Origin of the sequence: Aliihoeflea sp. (assembly GCF_052435475.1) — a bacterium.
GTDB lineage: Bacteria > Pseudomonadota > Alphaproteobacteria > Rhizobiales > Rhizobiaceae > Aliihoeflea.
Genome location: NZ_JBQVMV010000022.1, coordinates 20,310 through 38,754 on the forward strand (window position 1 = coordinate 20,310; position 18,445 = coordinate 38,754).

General features: G+C 64.2%; 11 protein-coding genes. 5 read left to right on the forward strand and 6 right to left on the reverse strand.

Annotated elements, in window-relative coordinates:
* Positions 1-16 precede the first annotated feature (16 nt).
* The gene (locus ACT6QU_RS17790; RefSeq protein WP_444565593.1) at positions 17-3,487 is read left to right on the forward strand and encodes an indolepyruvate ferredoxin oxidoreductase family protein; all 3,471 of its coding nucleotides are present in this window, start codon (positions 17-19) and stop codon (positions 3,485-3,487) included.
* Positions 3,488-3,567: 80 nt separating this feature from the next.
* Positions 3,568-5,868 carry a putative bifunctional diguanylate cyclase/phosphodiesterase gene (locus tag ACT6QU_RS17795; RefSeq protein WP_444565594.1) on the forward strand — a complete coding sequence of 767 codons (2,301 nt, stop codon included), beginning with the start codon at positions 3,568-3,570 and terminating at the stop codon, positions 5,866-5,868.
* A gap of 1 nt (position 5,869) precedes the next feature.
* Here the strand turns inward: ACT6QU_RS17795 and ACT6QU_RS17800 are convergent, their stop codons facing one another.
* Positions 5,870-6,829, reverse strand: coding sequence for an alpha/beta fold hydrolase (locus ACT6QU_RS17800; RefSeq protein ID WP_444565595.1), 960 nt, complete (start codon positions 6,827-6,829; stop codon positions 5,870-5,872).
* Positions 6,830-7,239: 410 nt separating this feature from the next.
* Between ACT6QU_RS17800 and ACT6QU_RS17805 the strand changes: the two genes are divergently transcribed.
* Complete coding sequence (locus ACT6QU_RS17805) at positions 7,240-7,704, forward strand: Hsp20 family protein (protein ID WP_024587871.1); 465 nt, start codon at positions 7,240-7,242, stop codon at positions 7,702-7,704.
* Here the strand turns inward: ACT6QU_RS17805 and ACT6QU_RS17810 are convergent.
* The 5 genes from ACT6QU_RS17810 to ACT6QU_RS17830 form a co-directional block, all read right to left on the reverse strand.
* The gene (locus tag ACT6QU_RS17810; RefSeq protein WP_444565596.1) at positions 7,697-8,302 is read right to left on the reverse strand and encodes a DoxX family protein; all 606 of its coding nucleotides are present in this window, start codon (positions 8,300-8,302) and stop codon (positions 7,697-7,699) included. The two genes, ACT6QU_RS17805 and ACT6QU_RS17810, sit on opposite strands and share 8 nt — an antisense overlap.
* Positions 8,299-9,054: an HvfC/BufC family peptide modification chaperone gene (locus tag ACT6QU_RS17815; RefSeq protein ID WP_444565597.1), complete on the reverse strand. Its 756-nt coding sequence runs from the start codon at positions 9,052-9,054 to the stop codon at positions 8,299-8,301. Before ACT6QU_RS17815 ends, ACT6QU_RS17810 begins: the two co-directional genes overlap by 4 nt.
* Positions 9,047-9,958: an MNIO family bufferin maturase gene (bufB, locus tag ACT6QU_RS17820; protein ID WP_444565598.1), complete on the reverse strand. Its 912-nt coding sequence runs from the start codon at positions 9,956-9,958 to the stop codon at positions 9,047-9,049. Before bufB ends, ACT6QU_RS17815 begins: the two co-directional genes overlap by 8 nt.
* Before the next feature lie 45 nt (positions 9,959-10,003).
* On the reverse strand, positions 10,004-10,315 hold the full coding sequence (locus ACT6QU_RS17825) for a BufA1 family periplasmic bufferin-type metallophore (RefSeq protein WP_024587867.1): 312 nt from the start codon (positions 10,313-10,315) through the stop codon (positions 10,004-10,006).
* A gap of 169 nt (positions 10,316-10,484) precedes the next feature.
* The gene (locus tag ACT6QU_RS17830) at positions 10,485-11,528 is read right to left on the reverse strand and encodes a threonine aldolase family protein (protein WP_444565599.1); all 1,044 of its coding nucleotides are present in this window, start codon (positions 11,526-11,528) and stop codon (positions 10,485-10,487) included.
* 454 nt (positions 11,529-11,982) lie between these two features.
* Here ACT6QU_RS17830 and gltB point away from each other — a divergent pair, with 454 nt between their 5' ends.
* Together gltB and ACT6QU_RS17840 are read left to right on the forward strand one after the other, a co-directional pair.
* Positions 11,983-16,695, forward strand: a complete 4,713-nt coding sequence (gene gltB, locus ACT6QU_RS17835; protein WP_444565600.1) for a glutamate synthase large subunit — start codon at positions 11,983-11,985, stop codon at positions 16,693-16,695.
* 65 nt (positions 16,696-16,760) lie between these two features.
* A complete protein-coding gene (locus ACT6QU_RS17840; protein ID WP_444565601.1) occupies positions 16,761-18,218 on the forward strand; it encodes a glutamate synthase subunit beta in 1,458 nt (485 codons plus the stop codon).
* The last annotated feature ends 227 nt before the right edge of the window (positions 18,219-18,445 follow it).

Below are 18,445 nucleotides of genomic sequence, written 5' to 3' on the forward strand. Positions count from 1 at the left end.
CGGGAGGAAACTGCCAATGACGCTGCACGATGTCGCGCTGAACGACAAATACGACCTGTCGAAGGAGCGAATCTTCATCTCCGGCGCACAGGCCATCGTGCGCATGCTGATGATGCAGCGCGAGCGCGATCGTCGCGCGGGCATGTCCACCGCCGGGTTCGTGTCGGGCTATCGCGGGTCGCCGCTCGGCGGACTCGACCAGCAGCTCTGGAAAGCCAAGCGCGAACTGCAGCAATCCGACATCGTCTTCCAGGCCGGCCTCAACGAGGAACTGGCCGCGACCGCGTGCTGGGGCACGCAGCAGACCGAACTTCTGGGCGAAGGCAGCCATGACGGCGTCTTCGCGCTCTGGTACGGCAAGGGGCCCGGCGTCGACCGCTCGGGCGACGTTTTTCGCCACGCCAATCTCGCCGGCACCTCGCCGAATGGCGGCGTCCTCGCCCTGATGGGCGACGACCACACGGCCGAATCCTCCACCAACGCGCATGCGACGGAGTTCCTCTTCGTCGACACGATGAGCCCGATCTTCAACCCGGCCGGCGTTCAGGAACTCGTCGATTACGGCCTCTACGGCTACGCGCTGTCACGCTATGCCGGCGTGTGGTCGGCGATGAAATGCGTCAAGGACAACATCGAATCGACGGCTTCGGTCGACGTTTCGCTCGATCGGGTGAACATCACCCTGCCGGAGATCGAGATGCCGCAGGGCGGGCTGTCGATCCGTCATGAGATCGACCAGATGGGTCAGGAGGCGCGGCTTCACGAATACAAGCGCACCGCTGCCGCCGCCTTCATCCGGGCCAATCCGCTCAACCGTATCGTCTATTCGGGCGGCTCGAACGCCCGCCTCGGCATCATCACCGTCGGCAAGTCCTATCTCGACGTACGCCAGGCGCTCGACGACATCGGCATCGACGAGGCGCGCGCCAACCAGATCGGCATCCGCCTGTTCAAGGTCGCCTGTCCGTGGCCGCTCGACTACGAGCATATCAGCCAGTTCGCCGACGGGCTCGAATCCATCATCGTGGTCGAGGAAAAGCGCTCGCTGATCGAAGTGCAGATGCGCGAGAACCTCTACGGCACCGCCATGCAGCCGACCATCGTCGGCAAGAAGGACGAGCGCGGCGACTGGCTCTTCCCGGCACGCGGCGCGCTCGACCCCAACGACATCGCCATCGCCATCGGCGAGCGCGTGCTGCGCACCATCGGCCATTCGGAAGAGATCGCTGCCCGCGTCGCGCAGATGCGCCAGTTCCAGGCGATGATGGCCGAGACGCAGAACGTCTCCAACCGCGCGCCCTATTTCTGCTCGGGCTGCCCGCACAATTCCTCGACCAAGGTGCCGGAGGGCTCGATCGCCGGTGGCGGCATCGGCTGCCACTTCATGTCTCTGTGGATGGATCGCAGCACGGTCGGCTTCACCGCGATGGGCGGCGAGGGTGCGCAGTGGGTCGGCCAGGCACCCTTCTCCAAGCGCGACCACATCTTCCAGAACCTCGGCGACGGCACCTATAACCATTCCGGCTCGCTGGCGCTGCGCTTCGCGCTCGCCTCGGATGCCAACATTACGTACAAGATCCTCTACAACGATGCCGTAGCGATGACAGGCGGCCAGCCGCATGAAGGCGGGCTGACCGTCGACATGATCGCAAACCAAGTGCGCGGCGAAGGCGTCGAGCGCATCGCCATCGTCACCGATGAACCCGATAAATATGGCGGACGCGTCCAGTTTCCGGCCGGCGCCACGATCCATCACCGCGACGATCTCGATGCCGTCCAGCGCGAATTGCGCGATATCAAGGGCGTGTCGGTGCTGCTCTACGACCAGACCTGCGCCGCCGAAAAGCGTCGCCGGCGCAAGCGCGGTACGTTCCCCGATCCGGACAAGCGCATCATCATCAACGAGCTCGTCTGCGAGGGCTGCGGCGATTGCGGGGTCAAGTCCAACTGCGTTTCCGTGCAGCCGCTCGAAACCGAATTCGGTCGCAAGCGGCGCATCGACCAGTCTTCCTGCAACAAGGACTTTTCCTGCGTCAACGGCTTCTGCCCGTCCTTCGTCACCGTGCACGGCGCGAAGATCAGGAAGGCCGAAGGACGCGCCGGCGGAGGCGATCCGCTGGAGGGCGTGACTGAGCCTCGCCTCGCCTCGCTGGAAGGTGGCTGGTCCGGCATCGTCGACGGCATCGGTGGCACCGGGGTCGTCACCATCGGCGCGGTCATCGGTATGGCGGCGCATTTGGAAGGCAAGGGCTGCGGCGTCATCGACATGGCGGGCCTCGCCCAGAAAGGCGGCGCCGTCTTCAGCCACATGCGGATCGCGAAGACGCCCGAGGACATCCACGCCATTCGCGTTTCTGCCGGCAAGGCGGACATGGTGCTCGGCTGTGATCTCGTCGTCTCCGGCAGTGCCAAGATCCTGTCGTCCGTGCGCGAGGGCAAGACGATCTTCGTCGGCAACACGGCCGAGGTCATGCCGGGCGACTTCACCCGTTCGGCCGATTTCTCGCTGCCGGTCGAGCGCGTCAAGCGCGCCATCGGCAAGGCGGTGGGCGAGCAGAACGCGCATTTCTTCGACGCCACGCGCGCCGCGCAGACGCTGTTCGGCAATGCGCTCGCCGCCAACATGTTCATGCTCGGCTTTGCCTATCAGCATGGCGCATTGCCACTCGGCGCCGCGGCGATCGAAAAGGCGGTCGAGCTCAACGGCCAGGCGGTCGCGATGAATCTCCAGGCGTTCCGCTGGGGTCGCCGCGCTGCGGTGAAGCCCCAGGAAATCGCCGAACTCGTCGAAGCCGGCGCGACCAAGGCGACGAAGATCAGCGAGACGCTGGAGGAAATCGTCGATCGACGAGCCGAATTTTTGGCCGACTATCAGAACGCCGCCTATGCCGACCGCTACCGGCGCGAAGTCGCATCGATCCGCGCGGCCGAGCAGTCGGCCGTTCCCGGATCAATGGCACTGAGCGAAGCGGTCGCGCGCGGCCTCTTCAAGCTGATGGCGATCAAGGACGAGTACGAGGTCGCGCGGCTCTACACGGACGGCAATTTCAAGCGCCAGCTCGCGCGCGAGTTTTCGGACTATGAGCGGCTCGAATTCCACCTCGCCCCGCCGATCCTCGGCCGCAAGGGCTCCGACGGCATGGCACGCAAGTCGAATTTCGGGCCGTGGATGCTGAAAGCGTTCGGCGTGCTGGCCCGTTTCAAGCGCCTTCGCGGAACGCCGCTCGACGTTTTCGGCTACACGGCGGAGCGGCGGCACGAGCGCGATTTGCTGGCGGCGTATGAGCGCGATCTGGAACTCATCCGCTCGCTTCTCGCGCCCGGACGCATCGTCGAGGCGACGGCGCTCGCCTCACTGCCTCAGACGATCCGCGGTTTCGGTCACGTCAAGGCTGCAAATGCCGCGAAGGCGGAGGCAGAACGCGTCCGCCTCGTCGAGCGACTGAAAGCGGCGCCGGCCGAGCGGCGGCTCGAAGCGGCGGAATGAAGACCATCCGCCGTTGCATATCAATGAATATTTAAGGGGGTTCTGGCACTGCTAAGACCGGCAAAAACCAGGACCCCGAGTTGAAGAGCGCCAGAAACTCAGTTCCACAGGATATCTATGTCGGCTTTGTCCGATCGTTGTTCAACGATCCGGGTATCCTGCTGATCGGTGGCCTGTGCCAGGGGCTGATCGCGCTTCTCGTCTATCGCACCACCGAAAGCCTGGTCTATGCCGGGCTCGCCGTGGCGCTTTTCCTGTCTGCTTTCTACCGATACTGGACCATTCGGCGCGTGCAGAGGTCGAACGCGATCATCGACGTGCCGTCGGCACGGCGTGCGGAGCGGTCCTATATCGTCGGCGGCGCGATTCAGGGCGCATGCGCGGGCGCGTTCTGCTTCACCTCGATCGTCCTGATCCCGGACGCGTTCGGCGAACTCGCAGCCGTTGCGGTGATCATGGGCGGGTCGGTCACCATCGTCGGGCGCAATTACGGCTCGAAGCGCATGGTCGCGGTGCTCGCCGTCACCGGCGTCCTGCCGATCGCACTCGGGCTGATCCTCAAGGGCGACCTCAACTATTTCGTGCTCGGCCTCTACATCATCCCGTTCATGTTCATCATCGCCAAGATGGCCGAGAACGTGCGCACGATGCTGTTCGCGGCGATTTCGGAAGAGCGCAACTCGAAATATCTGGCGCAGCGCTTCGACCGCGCCCTCAACACGATGCCGCACGGGCTCGTCATGCTGAGCCCCGAGGGCAAGGCCGTGGCGGCCAACAGCCAGGCGGCTTCGGCGCTCGGCTTCGAGGACGCCTCGCAACTCCAGAACCGGACCCTGAAGGCGCTGCTGCTTCGCGTTGCCGCCGGCGGGCTGCTTTCGACGTCGGATGCCAATTTCGCCGATGTCGAACTGATGAAGGCCATCCGCGAAGGACGCGACCGCAAGCTTCTCCTGAAGCTGACCGATGGCCGCTACCTCGAATTTGCCGCGCGGTCGGGCCGCGACGAGCTTGGCGTCATCACCTTCGAGGAAGTGACGCAGCGCGTCGAATCGGAAGACAAGATCCGCTACATGGCCCGCTATGACGGGCTGACGGGCCTGCCGAACCGCGAATATTTCAACGAACTCGTGGCCGATGCGGTCGTCGTCGGAGACCGGCGCCGGACCATCGGCCTCGTCGTGTTCGACCTCGACGATTTCAAGACGGTCAACGATACGCTCGGCCATCCCGTCGGCGACGGCCTCATCTATGCGGTGGCGGAAAAGCTGCGGCAGTTCGAGAGCGACGACATCTTCGTCAGCCGGTTCGGCGGCGACGAGTTCGCGCTCTATTTCGACGACATTCACGATCATCACGCCTTCGCCGCGCGCATGAACGGCATCTTCGCCGCGCTCAAGGGCGATGTGGACGTCGCGGGACATGCTCTTTTGATCCAGGCATCGGCCGGTGCGGTGCTGTCCTCGGTTCACGGCGCCGATGTCGACGGCATGGTCGTCAAGGCAGATCTTGCGCTCTACAAGGCCAAGGAACTTGGCAAGGCATCCTGGCACCTGTTCGAAGACGAGATGGACCAGGCCTTCCGTCGCAAGCAGCTCTTGAAGGCGGATTTGCGTTCGGCCATCGCGGCCAAGGGTCTGCGCGTCGTCTACCAGCCGATCGTGGCGATGGACACGATGCAGATCTCGACCTGCGAGGCGCTGTGCCGCTGGGATCACCCCGAACTCGGGCCGATCTCGCCGGCCGTTTTCATTCCGCTCGCCGAGGAAATGGGCATCGTCTCCGACATCAGCCATTTCGTTCTCGAAGCAGCCACGCTGCAATGTGCGCGCTGGCCCGAACATATCGGCGTATCGGTCAATCTGTCCGCCAAGGATTTCCGTTCCGCCGACATCATCGACCACGTCCGGCGCGCGCTCGACCAGAGTGGCCTGTGCCCGCGCCGCCTCGAAATCGAAGTGACCGAGACCGCGCTTCTCGACGACAAGGCGATGACGCGCCGCTACATCGAGGAAATGAAGAAGATCGGTGTCCGGATCGCGCTCGACGATTTCGGCACCGGCTATTCCTCGCTCAGCTACCTGCACACGCTGCCGCTCGACAAGATCAAGATCGACCGCTCCTTCCTCATCGACGTGACGCAGAACGAGCGCGCGCTCGAACTTCTGCGCGGCATCGTCAACATGTCGCGGCCGCTGGGCCTGACGGTGACGATCGAGGGCGTTGAGACGTTCGAGCAGTTGAAGACGCTCGCCGAGCACATCAAGCCCGACCTCTTGCAGGGCTTCCTGTTCGGCGCGGCGCTGACCGCCTCGGGAATCGAAACCATGGCGCACACAACCTGGCCCTTCGCTAAGGAACTGAAGGCCGTCCGGCGGTCCTAGGCTAGACCAGTTCCGGAACCTCGCCGGGCACGAACGCGTCGAACGCTGCCCAGAACTGTTCGCGATAGCGATCCGTTTCCTGCAGGATCTCGTGTTTGGCGCCGTCGATCGTGACAAGCGAGGCGCCGCGCAACTGGCGCGCATAGGCTTCGATCGCCGGCGTCGAAACGAGCGTGTCGGCGCCGGCGGCGACGAGCAGCGTCGGGATGCGGTGATTGCGCAGGAACTCGCGCTCGTGGACGCGCGCCGAGGCGACCGTCGCCGCATGCACCCAGCCGACCGTCGTCGCACCGAGCCCGAGCGCCGGGTGCTCCTCGTAGATCGCCTGGTTGCGCGCGAAGCGGTCGGGATCGCTGGTGACGATGTTGCCCTCGAACACCTGCTTCGCCGGCTTTCGTTGTCTGCGGGCAAGGAACATGCGGCCAAAGCCGAGCGAGGTCAGGAGGCCGGTCGCGCGGCGTAGCGTGTCCATGCGTACCGGAATGCGCTCCAGCGTGAGGAGCGGGGCGAGCAGCACCATGCGTCGGATGCGGTTGGTCAGCTTGCGCGAGGCGAAGAGCGCCGTCAGCGCGCCGGTCGAATGGCCGAGCAGATAAAAGGGCGCGCGGCAGTCCGGCAGGACGATATGCTCCACGAAGCGCTCGATGTCGGCGACATGGTCGTCGAAGGAGCGGACATAGCCGCGGCGCGGATTGCGGGTCAGGCGCTGCGAGCCGCCCTGGCCGCGCCAGTCGAAGATCGCTACGCCGAATCCACGTTGCTGCAATTCGCCGATGGTCTCGAAATATTTCTCGATCGCCTCGTTGCGACCGGGAAAGATCAGCACCGTTCCCTTGAGCGGACGCCCGGTCGCGCCGAACCGCGCATAGCGAAGCCGGATGTTGCCCTTGCCGTGAAACGTTCCGGCATGGGCGTTGTCTGGCAGGGGGTTGCCGGCGCTGGAGAAAATCTGGTCGCTCATGAAGCCGTGATAGAAAGCGGCGTTGCCAAAGGCAAAGCTTATCGAAGCGACAGGTTCAAAAAAAGGTAAGGCCGGAAGATCCTTGTGGGAGCTTCCGGCCTCTGACGAACCGGGAGGAAGGGACGTTACACCCGGTCCGGCTTCGGAGACGACCAAGTGGCTTGAAGGCCGCCTGTTCGAATTCGATGAGTGGAAGGTAGCCGTTGCGGGCTGAACGGAATCCGAAGCGGCGGTTCATATTCGGTTCATCGTTCAGGAGGGGATGAAACTCTTGAAAGCGCGCGGGCGAAAAACCACATCTGACCTGCGGTCGCCGATGTCGGGGCCGCTGGACATCGAGTGGAAAGACCAAAGCGTTTTCCGACAGATGCTCCACTCGCAAACCATGTTGCTCAACTGGAGAACAGACCATGCGTCATGTTGATTTTTCGCCGCTCTATCGCTCGACCGTCGGCTTCGACCGTCTTTTCACAATGCTCGATTCGCTGGCGCAGCCCGATAACGGCCAGTCCTATCCGCCTTACAATATCGAGCGCACCGGCGAGGACGCCTACCGCATCTCGATGGCTGTCGCCGGCTTTGCCGAGGACGACATCTCGATCGAGGCCCATCGCAACGTGCTGACGATCAAGGGCGAGAAGCCGGAGACCAAGGACGAGACGTCCGAATTCCTCCATCGCGGCATCGCCTCGCGCGCCTTCGAGCGCCGCTTCCAGCTTGCCGACCATGTCGAGGTCGTTGGCGCACTGTTGAAGAACGGCCTTCTCCACATCGACCTGAAGCGATCGGTGCCGGAGGAAATGAAGCCGCGCAAGATCGCGATCCAGCCGACGCCTGCTTCCGCGAAGCAGATCGAGGGCCAGGCGGTCAACTAAGCTGCGCGTTTCCCGACGAAATGGCGGCGCCCCTTGCGGGCGCCGCTTTGCGTTTGAGGAGGAGCGCGTCGATGGACAATGCGCCTGCCCCCTTCATCGCCAGAACGGCTAGCAGGAAGATCCAGAACAGACGCTGGTCGGTGATGAGACCATCGGAAAAGCGGTCGAACGCTGCTCCCGCCGTATCCGTCCCGACCTGGTGGACAAGGATGTCGACAGCGCTCTGAACGATGACGAAGCCGATCATGCCCAGCGCAGCGATCCGCGTGGCCAACCCGGCGAGGATGAGGAAAGGCAGGATGAATTCGGCATAGGTGCCGGCCCACACCATCAGGCCCCAGGGCAGGAAGGCGACATTGCCGACGTCGCCGCCGGCAGCTTCCACTGCCGGCAGGGCGATTTGATAATAGGCATTGTCCGAGACCGACAGGAAACCGAACATTCCGTCTGTGATCTTCGTGCGCGCCGAATTCCAGAAGTAGAAGAGCAACGTCGAGGCAAACACCAGCCGCGCGGCAAGCCCGATCAGCCAGCGGTCGCCCGCAGCTTCGATCCCGGACACGAGTTTATCGTAGAGACAGTGCATTGGTCCGATCATCGTTCTGCTCCTCGAATGGCATGAAACGCCCCGGACCAGACGACGAGCGACATCCCTGCGCCGAGGTCGAATTTCCGGTCGCAGGCAAGTGCCGCGTTGACCGCAGCCTCAAGCGGCCGGCCGTTCAGAAGCGCCTGCATGAAGACTGCCTGATCCCGGCCGAGCGACTTTATCGTCACGGCAAGGGCAGGGCGGGTGATGAGGACCGCTTGCGCCACCGACGCATCAATGCGGCCTGAGACGCCGGCGTCTTCTCGATTGGCCAGGAACAGGTCGGCGACGGCAAAGAGCGATACGACGATGCGCGCGGCTGGATGGGCGATCAGGCGGCAATGCGGCAACTGCGCAACCGGAACGGACGCCATTGTCTCGCCGTCGAGCGTTTCGGCGTCGGCTGCGTGCCAGGCATCGAGCCAGGATCTTTCGACCCGGGCGAGGTCGGCCAGATACGGCATCTTGCCTGCGGGGCCGAATGCAGCGAGGAAATCTGGAAATTCGTCGCCATAGCGAAAAACAAGCGGCGAACGCGGAGGGTGCTCGACCATGAAGGCGTGGGCCATCGCGTCGAAGAAGCGGTCGCCGACGATGCGGCGCGTCGCCGGGAAGATTTCGCGCAGCGCCCTGATGAGGCTAGATGCGACGTTGTTGCGATAGATGGCGAAACGGCCGGCATCGCCAAGCCCGAAGGCCGAATGAAGGCCGGGCGGCGGGGCACCATCGGCTACTAGAAGCCCGGACGCGAATTCATCCATGACGGTGCCCCAGCATCCGGTTCGGCGCCTGACGGGCCAGGATTTCGGCTGCCGCCATCGCCTCTCGCTTGAGGATCGGCCAGGCGGGTATGTCGGCGTCCCATTCCACAAGCGTGGCGACAGGCCCGGTGCGCGCGATCACGCGTTCGTAAAGCGTCCAGACGGCATCGGCGACAGGGCCGTCATGGCTGTCGATCAGCAGCTTTCGACCCTGTGCGTCCGCGTCTTCGGCATGGCCGGCGAGATGGATTTCGCCGACATGATGCAGCGGGAAGGAGGACAGGTAGGTCCAGGCATCCGTCCCGTGGTTGGTCGCGGACACGAAGACGTTGTTGACGTCGAGCAGCAGGCCGCAGCCTGTGCGGCGCACGATCTCGCGCAGGAAATCCTGCTCGGAAATGGTCGACTGTTCGAAGAGCAGATACGTCGCCGGGTTCTCGAGCAGGATGGGGCGGGAAATCGCCTCCTGCATTTCGTCGACGTGGTCGGCCACCCGGGCAAGCGTCGCCTTGGTGTAGGGCAGGGGCAACAGATCATTGTAGAAGACGTCGTCATGCGTTGACCAGGCCAGATGCTCGGAAACGAAGGCCGGCTCGTAGCGATCGACGAGCGCTCGGAAGCGGTCGAGATGATCGCGCGACAACGGTGCTTCGCCACCGATCGACATGCACACGCCGTGCAGCGAGACGGGATGGCGCGCACGGATGCTTTCCAGCAGCCGATGCGGCATCCCGCCGTCGCCCATGTAGTTTTCCGCGTGGATCTCAAAGAAGCCGTCGATCGCCTCGTCGGCATCGATCTCGCGAAAATGTTCGGGCTTGAAGCTGGTGCCGGCCAGCCCCGCCGCATCGAAGGCCGGAAAGCGCTGCTCCCGGCGATGAAGATCGGTGACATTCACGTTCATGCCCGTCGTCCTTCCGGCCTGTCGATTGGCTGGCGATGAGTCCGATCAGCCCGCCGTGGGCAGGTCGCGGTCGAGGGCCTCGAGCGAGCCCATGCGCTGATCGGGAAGATCGATCGAAGCGCAGGTGCCCTTCTCGACATAGGTCCAGGCATTGCCCTGATAGTCGACCTTGGAGGTGCCCGCGCATGTCGTGCCGGGACCGGCCGCGCAGTCGTTCGCGCCGGCCAGCGAAACGCCGTAGCAGCGCTCCTTTTCCTGGGCGACGGCGTCGCCTGTCGAGAGGAAGGCGCCGGCGGAAACGGCGGAGGCGACGGCGGCGGCCAGATAGGCGGCGCTGAAAGCGGTACGTGTCGACATTGGATGATGCTCCCTTGGTGTTCGTCCGGCGTTGTTGCCGGCCTCAGCACCTTGGCGAAGCGCCCCATCACTGGGAAATCAACGAGCGGACATGAAGAATGCCGGCGTGGTCACGCCGGCATCTGTTCGTCCGCGTCCGAAAATCACGTGTCGCTGAATTAGAACGTGATCATGCGATCAGTTCGCCGATCCCATCGACATCGCCCTCGGTGGTGGCAAAGCTGGTCACGAAGCGGCAGAGCGTCTCGTCCGGACCGACGTCGAGCCCGGCCGGCGTCGGCCAGGCGTAGAAGACGGCGCCCTTGTCCTTCAGTTCGTCGACCAGCCCCTTGCCGAGGATCGGGAAGACTTCGTTCGCCTCTGGCGCCCAGCCGAGCCGGGCATTGGGCGAGGTGGTGAAATGCCCGGCCAGTCGCGTGGCCATCGCGTTCGAATGCCGGGCGGTCTTCAGCCACAGATCGTCGGCGAAATAGGCTTCGAACTGCGCCGCGATAAAGCGCGACTTGGAAAAGAGCTGCGCCGCGCGCTTGCGCACGAAGGGGAAATCCTTCGCTTCGTCGGGATTGAAGAAGACGACGGCCTCCGCGCACCAGCAGCCATTCTTGGTGCCGCCGAAGGAGAGCACGTCGACGCCGCGCTTCCAGGTCATCTCGGCAGCCGACACGCCGAGCGAGACGAGCGCATTGGCAAAGCGCGCGCCGTCCATGTGGAGCGGGATGCCGTGCTCCTTGGCAAGCGCGGAGATGGCCTCGATCTGCGCCAGCGAATAGACCGTGCCGACTTCGCTCGCCTGCGTGATCGTCACCGCCGCCGGGCGTCCGCCATGGACGAAGGCGGGCGGGAAGCGCTCGATCGCGGCCTTGAGCTTTTCGGTTTCCATTCGGCCGAGAGGGCCATCGACGGCATGGAGGCGCGAGCCGCCCATGAAATATTCCGGCGCGCCGCATTCGTCGGCGATCACATGCGCCTCGCGGTGGCCGAAGGAGACGCCGCCCGCGCGGTCGTAGGCCGTGAGGGCGAGCGAGTTCGCGGCTGTGCCGGTTCCGACGAAGAACACCGCCACATCGCGCTCGAAGATTTCGCTGAAACGCGCTTCGACTGCCTTGTCGATGTCGCTCGCGCCATAGGCCGGCGCGAAGCCGGTAGAGCGCGTGACGAGGTTGCGGGCGATGTCGGGGTGGGCGCCGGCCCAGTTGTCGGATGCGAAATACATGAAGCGTGCTATTCCCTTGGAAAGTCCGCTTCAGAAATCAGGTCGGCGCGCGGCTGACAAGGGCCTGACGCTTGGCATGCGAAGGCGATTTGCGAAGATTGCGGCCGCGTAACGTACGGCGAAACAATCTTTCGCCAACAGCCTCAATTTTTTGCACTTGCATCTTGTGCGGGCTTTTGATTTCTGTCATATCCAATTTAGGACAGCATTGCTGTCTTATTTGCGGATTGCCGAGCAGCCGCGCTGACCCTTAGAATGGGGCGCGCGTAGAGTTCGGCGCCGCCGCCTGGCACGATGTATCGGCCATGTGCGGACCGGAGGGCAAGGGCCCCGAGAACCGGTCGGCGAACGGCCATTCGACATATATGCCGCGAGTGCAGAATTGGGTTGGCCGCAGGGCGAACCTGGAGGACCAGACGACCGCCCGATCCCCGGGCACGACGGAGAGACGAGCATGAGCGAGAAGACGCAAGCTGTGACGACCGCATCGACGCCGGCCGCCCATGCGAAAGCGACTGCCCGCAAAACCGGTCTTCCGCATGCGCAGGGTCTTTACGATCCGCGCAACGAGCACGATGCGTGCGGCGTCGGCTTCGTCGCCAACATGAAGGGCGCCAAGTCGCACCAGATCGTCAAGGACGGGCTGTTCATGCTCGAGAACCTGACGCATCGCGGCGCCGTCGGCGCCGATCCGCTCGTCGGCGACGGCGCGGGCGTGCTGGTGCAGATTCCCGATCGCTTCTTCCGCGAGGAGCTTGCCGCGCAGGGCATCGAACTGCCGCCGCTCGGCCAGTATGGCGTCGGCCACTGGTTCATGCCGCAGGACGAAGCCCTTCGCGCCCATGTCGACGAGATCATCGCCGAATCCGCGCAGTCCGAAGGGCTGCCGCTGATCGGCTTCCGCGACGTGCCGGTCGACAACACGTCGCTGTCGAAGGCGCCGGAAATCGTTGCCGCCGAGCCGCATCACCGCCAGGTCTTCATCGGCCGTCCCGCCGAGATCGAGGACGACGAGGAATACGAGGCGCGGCTCTATGTCCTGCGCAAGGTGATTTCCGGCCGCATCTATGCCGAGCATCAGAACAAGGACATCGGCGCCTATTGCGTGTCGCTGTCGGCGCGCACCATCGTTTACAAGGGCATGTTCCTCGCCTACCAGGTCGGCGCCTATTACAAGGACCTGACCGATCCGCGCTTCGAGACCGCGCTGATCCTCGTCCACCAGCGCTTTTCGACCAACACCTTCCCGTCATGGAAGCTGGCGCATCCGTACCGCATGGTCGCCCACAATGGCGAGATCAACACGGTGCGCGGCAACAACAACTGGATGGCGGCGCGTCAGGCCTCGGTCGATTCCGAGCTCTTCGGCAACAACATCTCCAAGCTGTGGCCGATCTCCTATGAGGGGCAGTCGGACACGGCCTGCTTCGACAACGCGCTCGAATTCCTGTTCCAGGGCGGCTACACGCTCGCGCACGCCATGATGATGCTGATCCCGGAAGCCTGGGCCGGCAACAAGCTGATGAGCGACGAGCGCCGCGCCTTCTACGAATATCACGCCGCGCTGATGGAGCCGTGGGACGGCCCTGCCGCCGTCGTCTTCACCGACGGGCGCCAGATCGGCGCGACGCTCGACCGCAACGGCCTTCGTCCTGCACGCTATATCGTGACCGATGACGATCGCGTCATCATGGCCTCGGAAGCGGGCGTCCTGCCGGTGCCGGAGGAGAAGATCGTCACCAAGTGGCGGCTCCAGCCCGGTCGCATGCTGCTGATCGACCTCGAAGAGGGGCGCATCGTCTCCGACGACGAGATCAAGGCCGAGATCGCCTCGCAGCACCCCTACACGCAGTGGCTGAAGAACACGCAGCTCATCCTCGAAGAGCTGAAGCCCGTCGAGCCGCGCGCGCTGCGCAAGGACGTCTCGCTGCTCGATCGCCAGCAGGCCTTCGGCTACACGCAGGAAGACACGCGCATCTTGATGTCGCCGATGGCGACGACCGGCCAGGAAGCAGTCGGCTCGATGGGCACCGACACGCCGATCTCGGCGATGTCGGACAAGTCGAAGCTCCTCTACACCTATTTCAAGCAGAACTTCGCCCAGGTGACGAACCCGCCGATCGACCCGATCCGCGAGGAACTCGTCATGAGCCTCGTCTCCTTCATCGGCCCGCGCCCGAACATCTTCGACCTCGTCGGCTCTTCGCGCCGCAAGCGGCTCGAAGTGCGACAGCCGATCCTGACCAATGGCGATCTCGAAAAGATCCGCTCGATCGGCCACACCGAGGACCGCTTCGACACCAAGACGATCGACATCACCTATGCGGCCGTGGAAGGTGCATCCGGCATGCAAGGGGCGGTCGATCGCCTCTGCGACCGTGCCGAGGCGGCCGTCGTCGGCGGCTACAACATCATCATCCTGTCGGATCGCCAGGTCGGGCCGGACCGAATCGCCATTCCGGCGCTGCTCGCGACTGCGGCGGTTCACCACCACCTGATCCGCAAGGGTCTGCGCACGGCGGTCGGTCTCGTCGTCGAATCCGGCGAGCCGCGCGAGGTGCACCACTTCGCCTGCCTGGCCGGCTATGGCGCGGAGGCGATCAACCCCTACCTCGCCTTCGACACCTTGACCGAGATGCACCGCCGCGGCGATTTCCCGCCGGAGGTCGATGCGCACGAGGTCGTCTATCGCTACATCAAGTCGATCGGCAAAGGCATCCTCAAGGTCATGTCCAAGATGGGCATCTCGACCTATCAATCCTATTGCGGCGCGCAGATCTTCGACGCGATCGGCCTGAACTCTGCCTTCGTCGACCGGTATTTCTCCGGCACGGCGACGACCATTGAAGGCGTCGGGCTGGAAGAGGTCGCGGGCGAGACCGTCAGCCGCCACGAATCCGCCTTCGGCGAAGACCCGGTCTTGAAGAACGCGCTCGAGGTCGGGGGCGAATACACCTACCGCGTGCGCGGCGAGGCGCATGTCTGGTCGCCCGACGCGGTCGCGACGCTGCAACATTCGGTGCGGCTCAACTCGTGGGAGACGTTCAAGCAGTATTCCGCCCAGATCGACAGCCATACGGCCGACGCCAAGTCGATCCGCGGCCTGTTCAAGATCCTGACCGCCGAGGAGAGCGGCCGCGCGGCCGTGCCGCTCGACGAAGTCGAGCCCGCGGTCGAGCTCGTCAAGCGCTTCTCGACGGGCGCGATGTCATTCGGCTCGATCTCCAGAGAGGCGCATTCGACGCTCGCCGTCGCGATGAACCGCATCGGCGGCAAGTCGAATACGGGAGAGGGCGGTGAGGAGCCGGATCGCTACTTCCCGCTGCCGGACGGATCGCGCAATCCCGAGCGCTCCGCCATCAAGCAGATCGCATCCGGCCGCTTTGGCGTGACCGCGGAATATCTCGTCAATTCCGATATGATGCAGATCAAGGTCGCGCAGGGCGCCAAGCCCGGCGAGGGCGGACAATTGCCCGGCCACAAGGTCGATGCGACCATCGCCAAGGTGCGCCACTCGACCCAGGGCGTGGGCCTCATTTCGCCGCCCCCGCACCACGACATCTATTCGATCGAGGATCTGGCGCAGCTCATCTACGACCTGAAGAACGTCAATCCGGCCGCCGACGTGTCGGTGAAGCTCGTCTCCGAAGTCGGCGTCGGCACGGTCGCGGCGGGTGTCGCCAAGGCGCGCGCGGACCACATCACCATCTCCGGCTATGACGGCGGGACGGGCGCCTCGCCGCTTACCTCGATCAAGCATGCCGGCAGCCCTTGGGAAATGGGCCTTGCCGAAACGCACCAGACGCTGGTGCTGAACGGGCTGCGCTCCCGCGTCGCGCTGCAGGTCGATGGCGGGCTTCGCACCGGCCGCGACGTGATTGTCGGTGCGCTCCTCGGTGCCGACGAGTTCGGGTTCTCGACCGCGCCGCTCATCGCAGCCGGCTGCATCATGATGCGCAAGTGCCACCTCAACACCTGCCCAGTCGGCGTCGCCACGCAGGACCCGGTGTTGCGCAAGCGCTTCAAGGGCACGCCCGAGCACGTCATCAACTTCTTCTTCTTCATCGCCGAGGAAGTGCGCCAGCTTCTGGCCGAGATGGGCTACCGCAAGATCGACGAGATCATCGGCCAATCCCAGCTTCTCGCCAAGGACGACGCCTTTGCGCACTGGAAGTCGAAGGGGCTCGACTTCTCGAAGATGTTCTACAAGCCCGATGCGCCGAAGGAAGCGACCTACTGGACCGAACGCCAGACGCATCCGATCGACGACGTGCTCGACCGCAAGCTGATCGCCGAGGCGGCGCCGGCACTCGAGGCGCGCCAAAGGGTCGAGATCGCGGCCGACATCCGCAACGTCGACCGTTCCACCGGCGCGATGCTCTCGGGCGAGGTGGCCAAGCGCTTCGGCCACAAGGGCCTGCGCAAGGATACGATTTCCGTGACGCTGACCGGCACAGCCGGCCAGTCCTTCGGTGCATTCCTTGCCAAAGGCGTGACCTTCACGCTAGTCGGTGACGGCAACGACTATGTCGGCAAGGGGCTTTCGGGCGGCAAGATCGTCATCCGGCCACCGGAAAACACCCGCATCACTCCCGAAAATTCGATCATCGTGGGTAACACGGTTCTCTATGGCGCGACCGAGGGCGAGTGTTATTTCCGCGGTGTCGCGGGCGAGCGCTTCGCAGTGCGCAATTCGGGTGCCATCGCCGTCGTCGAGGGCGTCGGCGACCATGGCTGCGAGTACATGACCGGCGGCGTTGTCGTCGTTCTGGGGCAGACGGGCCGGAACTTCGCGGCCGGCATGTCGGGCGGCATCGCCTATGTGCTGGACGAGGCGGGAGATTTCGCCGAACGCTGCAACATGGCCATGGTCGAGCTGGAACCGGTGCCGGAGGAAGACGAAATCCTCGAACGCCTCCATCACCACGGCGGCGACATCGACCACAAGGGCCGCGTCGACGTCCAGGCCGACATGACCAGCCACGACGAGGAGCGGCTCTACCAGCTCATCCGCAGCCATGTCGACCACACCGGCTCGCAGCGCGGCCAGACCATCCTCGACAACTGGGCCGACTACCGCCCGAAATTCCGCAAGGTCATGCCGGTCGAATACAAGCGCGCGCTGATCGAAATGGAACGCATGCGCATGGGCGTGGCGGCCGAATAGGCCGCCTCCCTCCACCCTTGATCGCATTTCGGAGCCTCACGGCTCGCAGACGATTGGACTGAACTATGGGCAAGGTAACAGGCTTTCTCGAAATCGACCGGCAGGTTCACAAGTACCAGCCTGCGTCGGACCGCATCCGTCATTTCCGGGAGTTCACGCTCCCGATGTCGGAGCCGGAAGTCGAGAAACAGGCCGCGCGCTGCATGGATTGCGGCATCCCGTTCTGTCACGGGCCGACCGGCTGTCCGGTCCACAACCAGATTCCCGACTGGAACGACCTCGTCTATCAAAAGGACTGGGAAGGGGCGATCCGCAACCTGCACTCGACCAACAACTTCCCCGAATGGACCGGCCGCATCTGCCCCGCGCCCTGCGAGGAAGCCTGTACGCTGAACCTCGAGGACATCCCCGTCGCCATCAAGACGGTCGAGCAGGCGATTGCCGACAAGGCCTATGAAAAGGGCCTGATCCGTCCGCAGCCGTCTGCCACCAAGACCGGCAAGCGCGTTGCGATCATCGGCTCCGGCCCGGCCGGCATGGCTGCGGCGCAGCAGCTTGGTCGCGTCGGCCACGACGTTCATGTCTTCGAGCGCGAATCGAAGCCCGGCGGGCTGATGCGCTACGGCATTCCCGACTTCAAGATCGAGAAGAAATACATCGACGCGCGCGTCGAGCAGATGCAGGGGGAGGGCGTCACCTTCCATTGCGGCGTCGACATCGGCACCGACAGGACGATGGATGACCTGACGGCCGAATTCGACGCGGTGCTCTATTGCGGCGGCTCGGAAAACCCGCGTCCGGCCGGCATTCCGGGCCGCGAGTTCCAGGGCGTCCATGACGCGATGCCCTATCTCGTCCAACAGAACCGGCGCGTCGGCGGCGAGGACATCCAGTCGCGCGCCTGGGCGGCCGCGCCGATTCTCGCCGGCGGCAAGCATGTCGTCGTCGTTGGCGGCGGCGATACGGCCTCGGACTGCGTCGGCACGTCGTTCCGCCAGGGCGCGGTGCGCGTCACCCAGCTCGACATCCGCCCGCAGCCACCGGAAAAGGAAGACAAGCTCACCGTCTGGCCTTACTGGGCGACGAAGATGCGCACCTCATCCTCCCAGGCCGAGGGCGCCGACCGGGAGTTCCAGGTCGCGACGCTCGAATTCGTCGGCGACGAGGATGGCAACCTCACCGGCGTCAAATGCTGCGAAGTCGACGAGAAGCGCAAGCCGATCGCCGGCACCGAGTTCATCATAAAGGCCGACCTCGCCTTCATCGCCATCGGCTTCGCCGGCCCGCTCGTCGGCGGCCTGACCGACCAGCTCGGCGAGCGCCTCGGCACCGTCACCGACAAGCGCGGCTCGCGCAACGTCACGGCCAATGATCGCGACTACAAGAGCAACATCGACAAGCTCTACATCGCCGGCGACGTGCGTCGCGGCCAGTCGCTCGTCGTCTGGGCGATCCGCGAAGGTCGACAGGCCGCGCACGCGATCGACAAGGATCTGATGGGAACGACGGTTTTGCCGAGGTAGATTCGGTTTTCCGGCTTATCTCGATCGCTGCAATACCCCCACGCTTTATCCCTCCCCACAAGGGGGAGGGAGGGCGTCCATGCAGTGATAACCCGTCAGCCAAGCGCCCCGTTTAAAGGGTTAGGCTCGACGTCGGCGACTCCCTCCCCTTTGTGGAGATCGTTGCAAAATTGGCTGATTGTGATTCAGTCGTCTTTGTTTGGAGGCGGTTTGATGAGCGGTCAGCT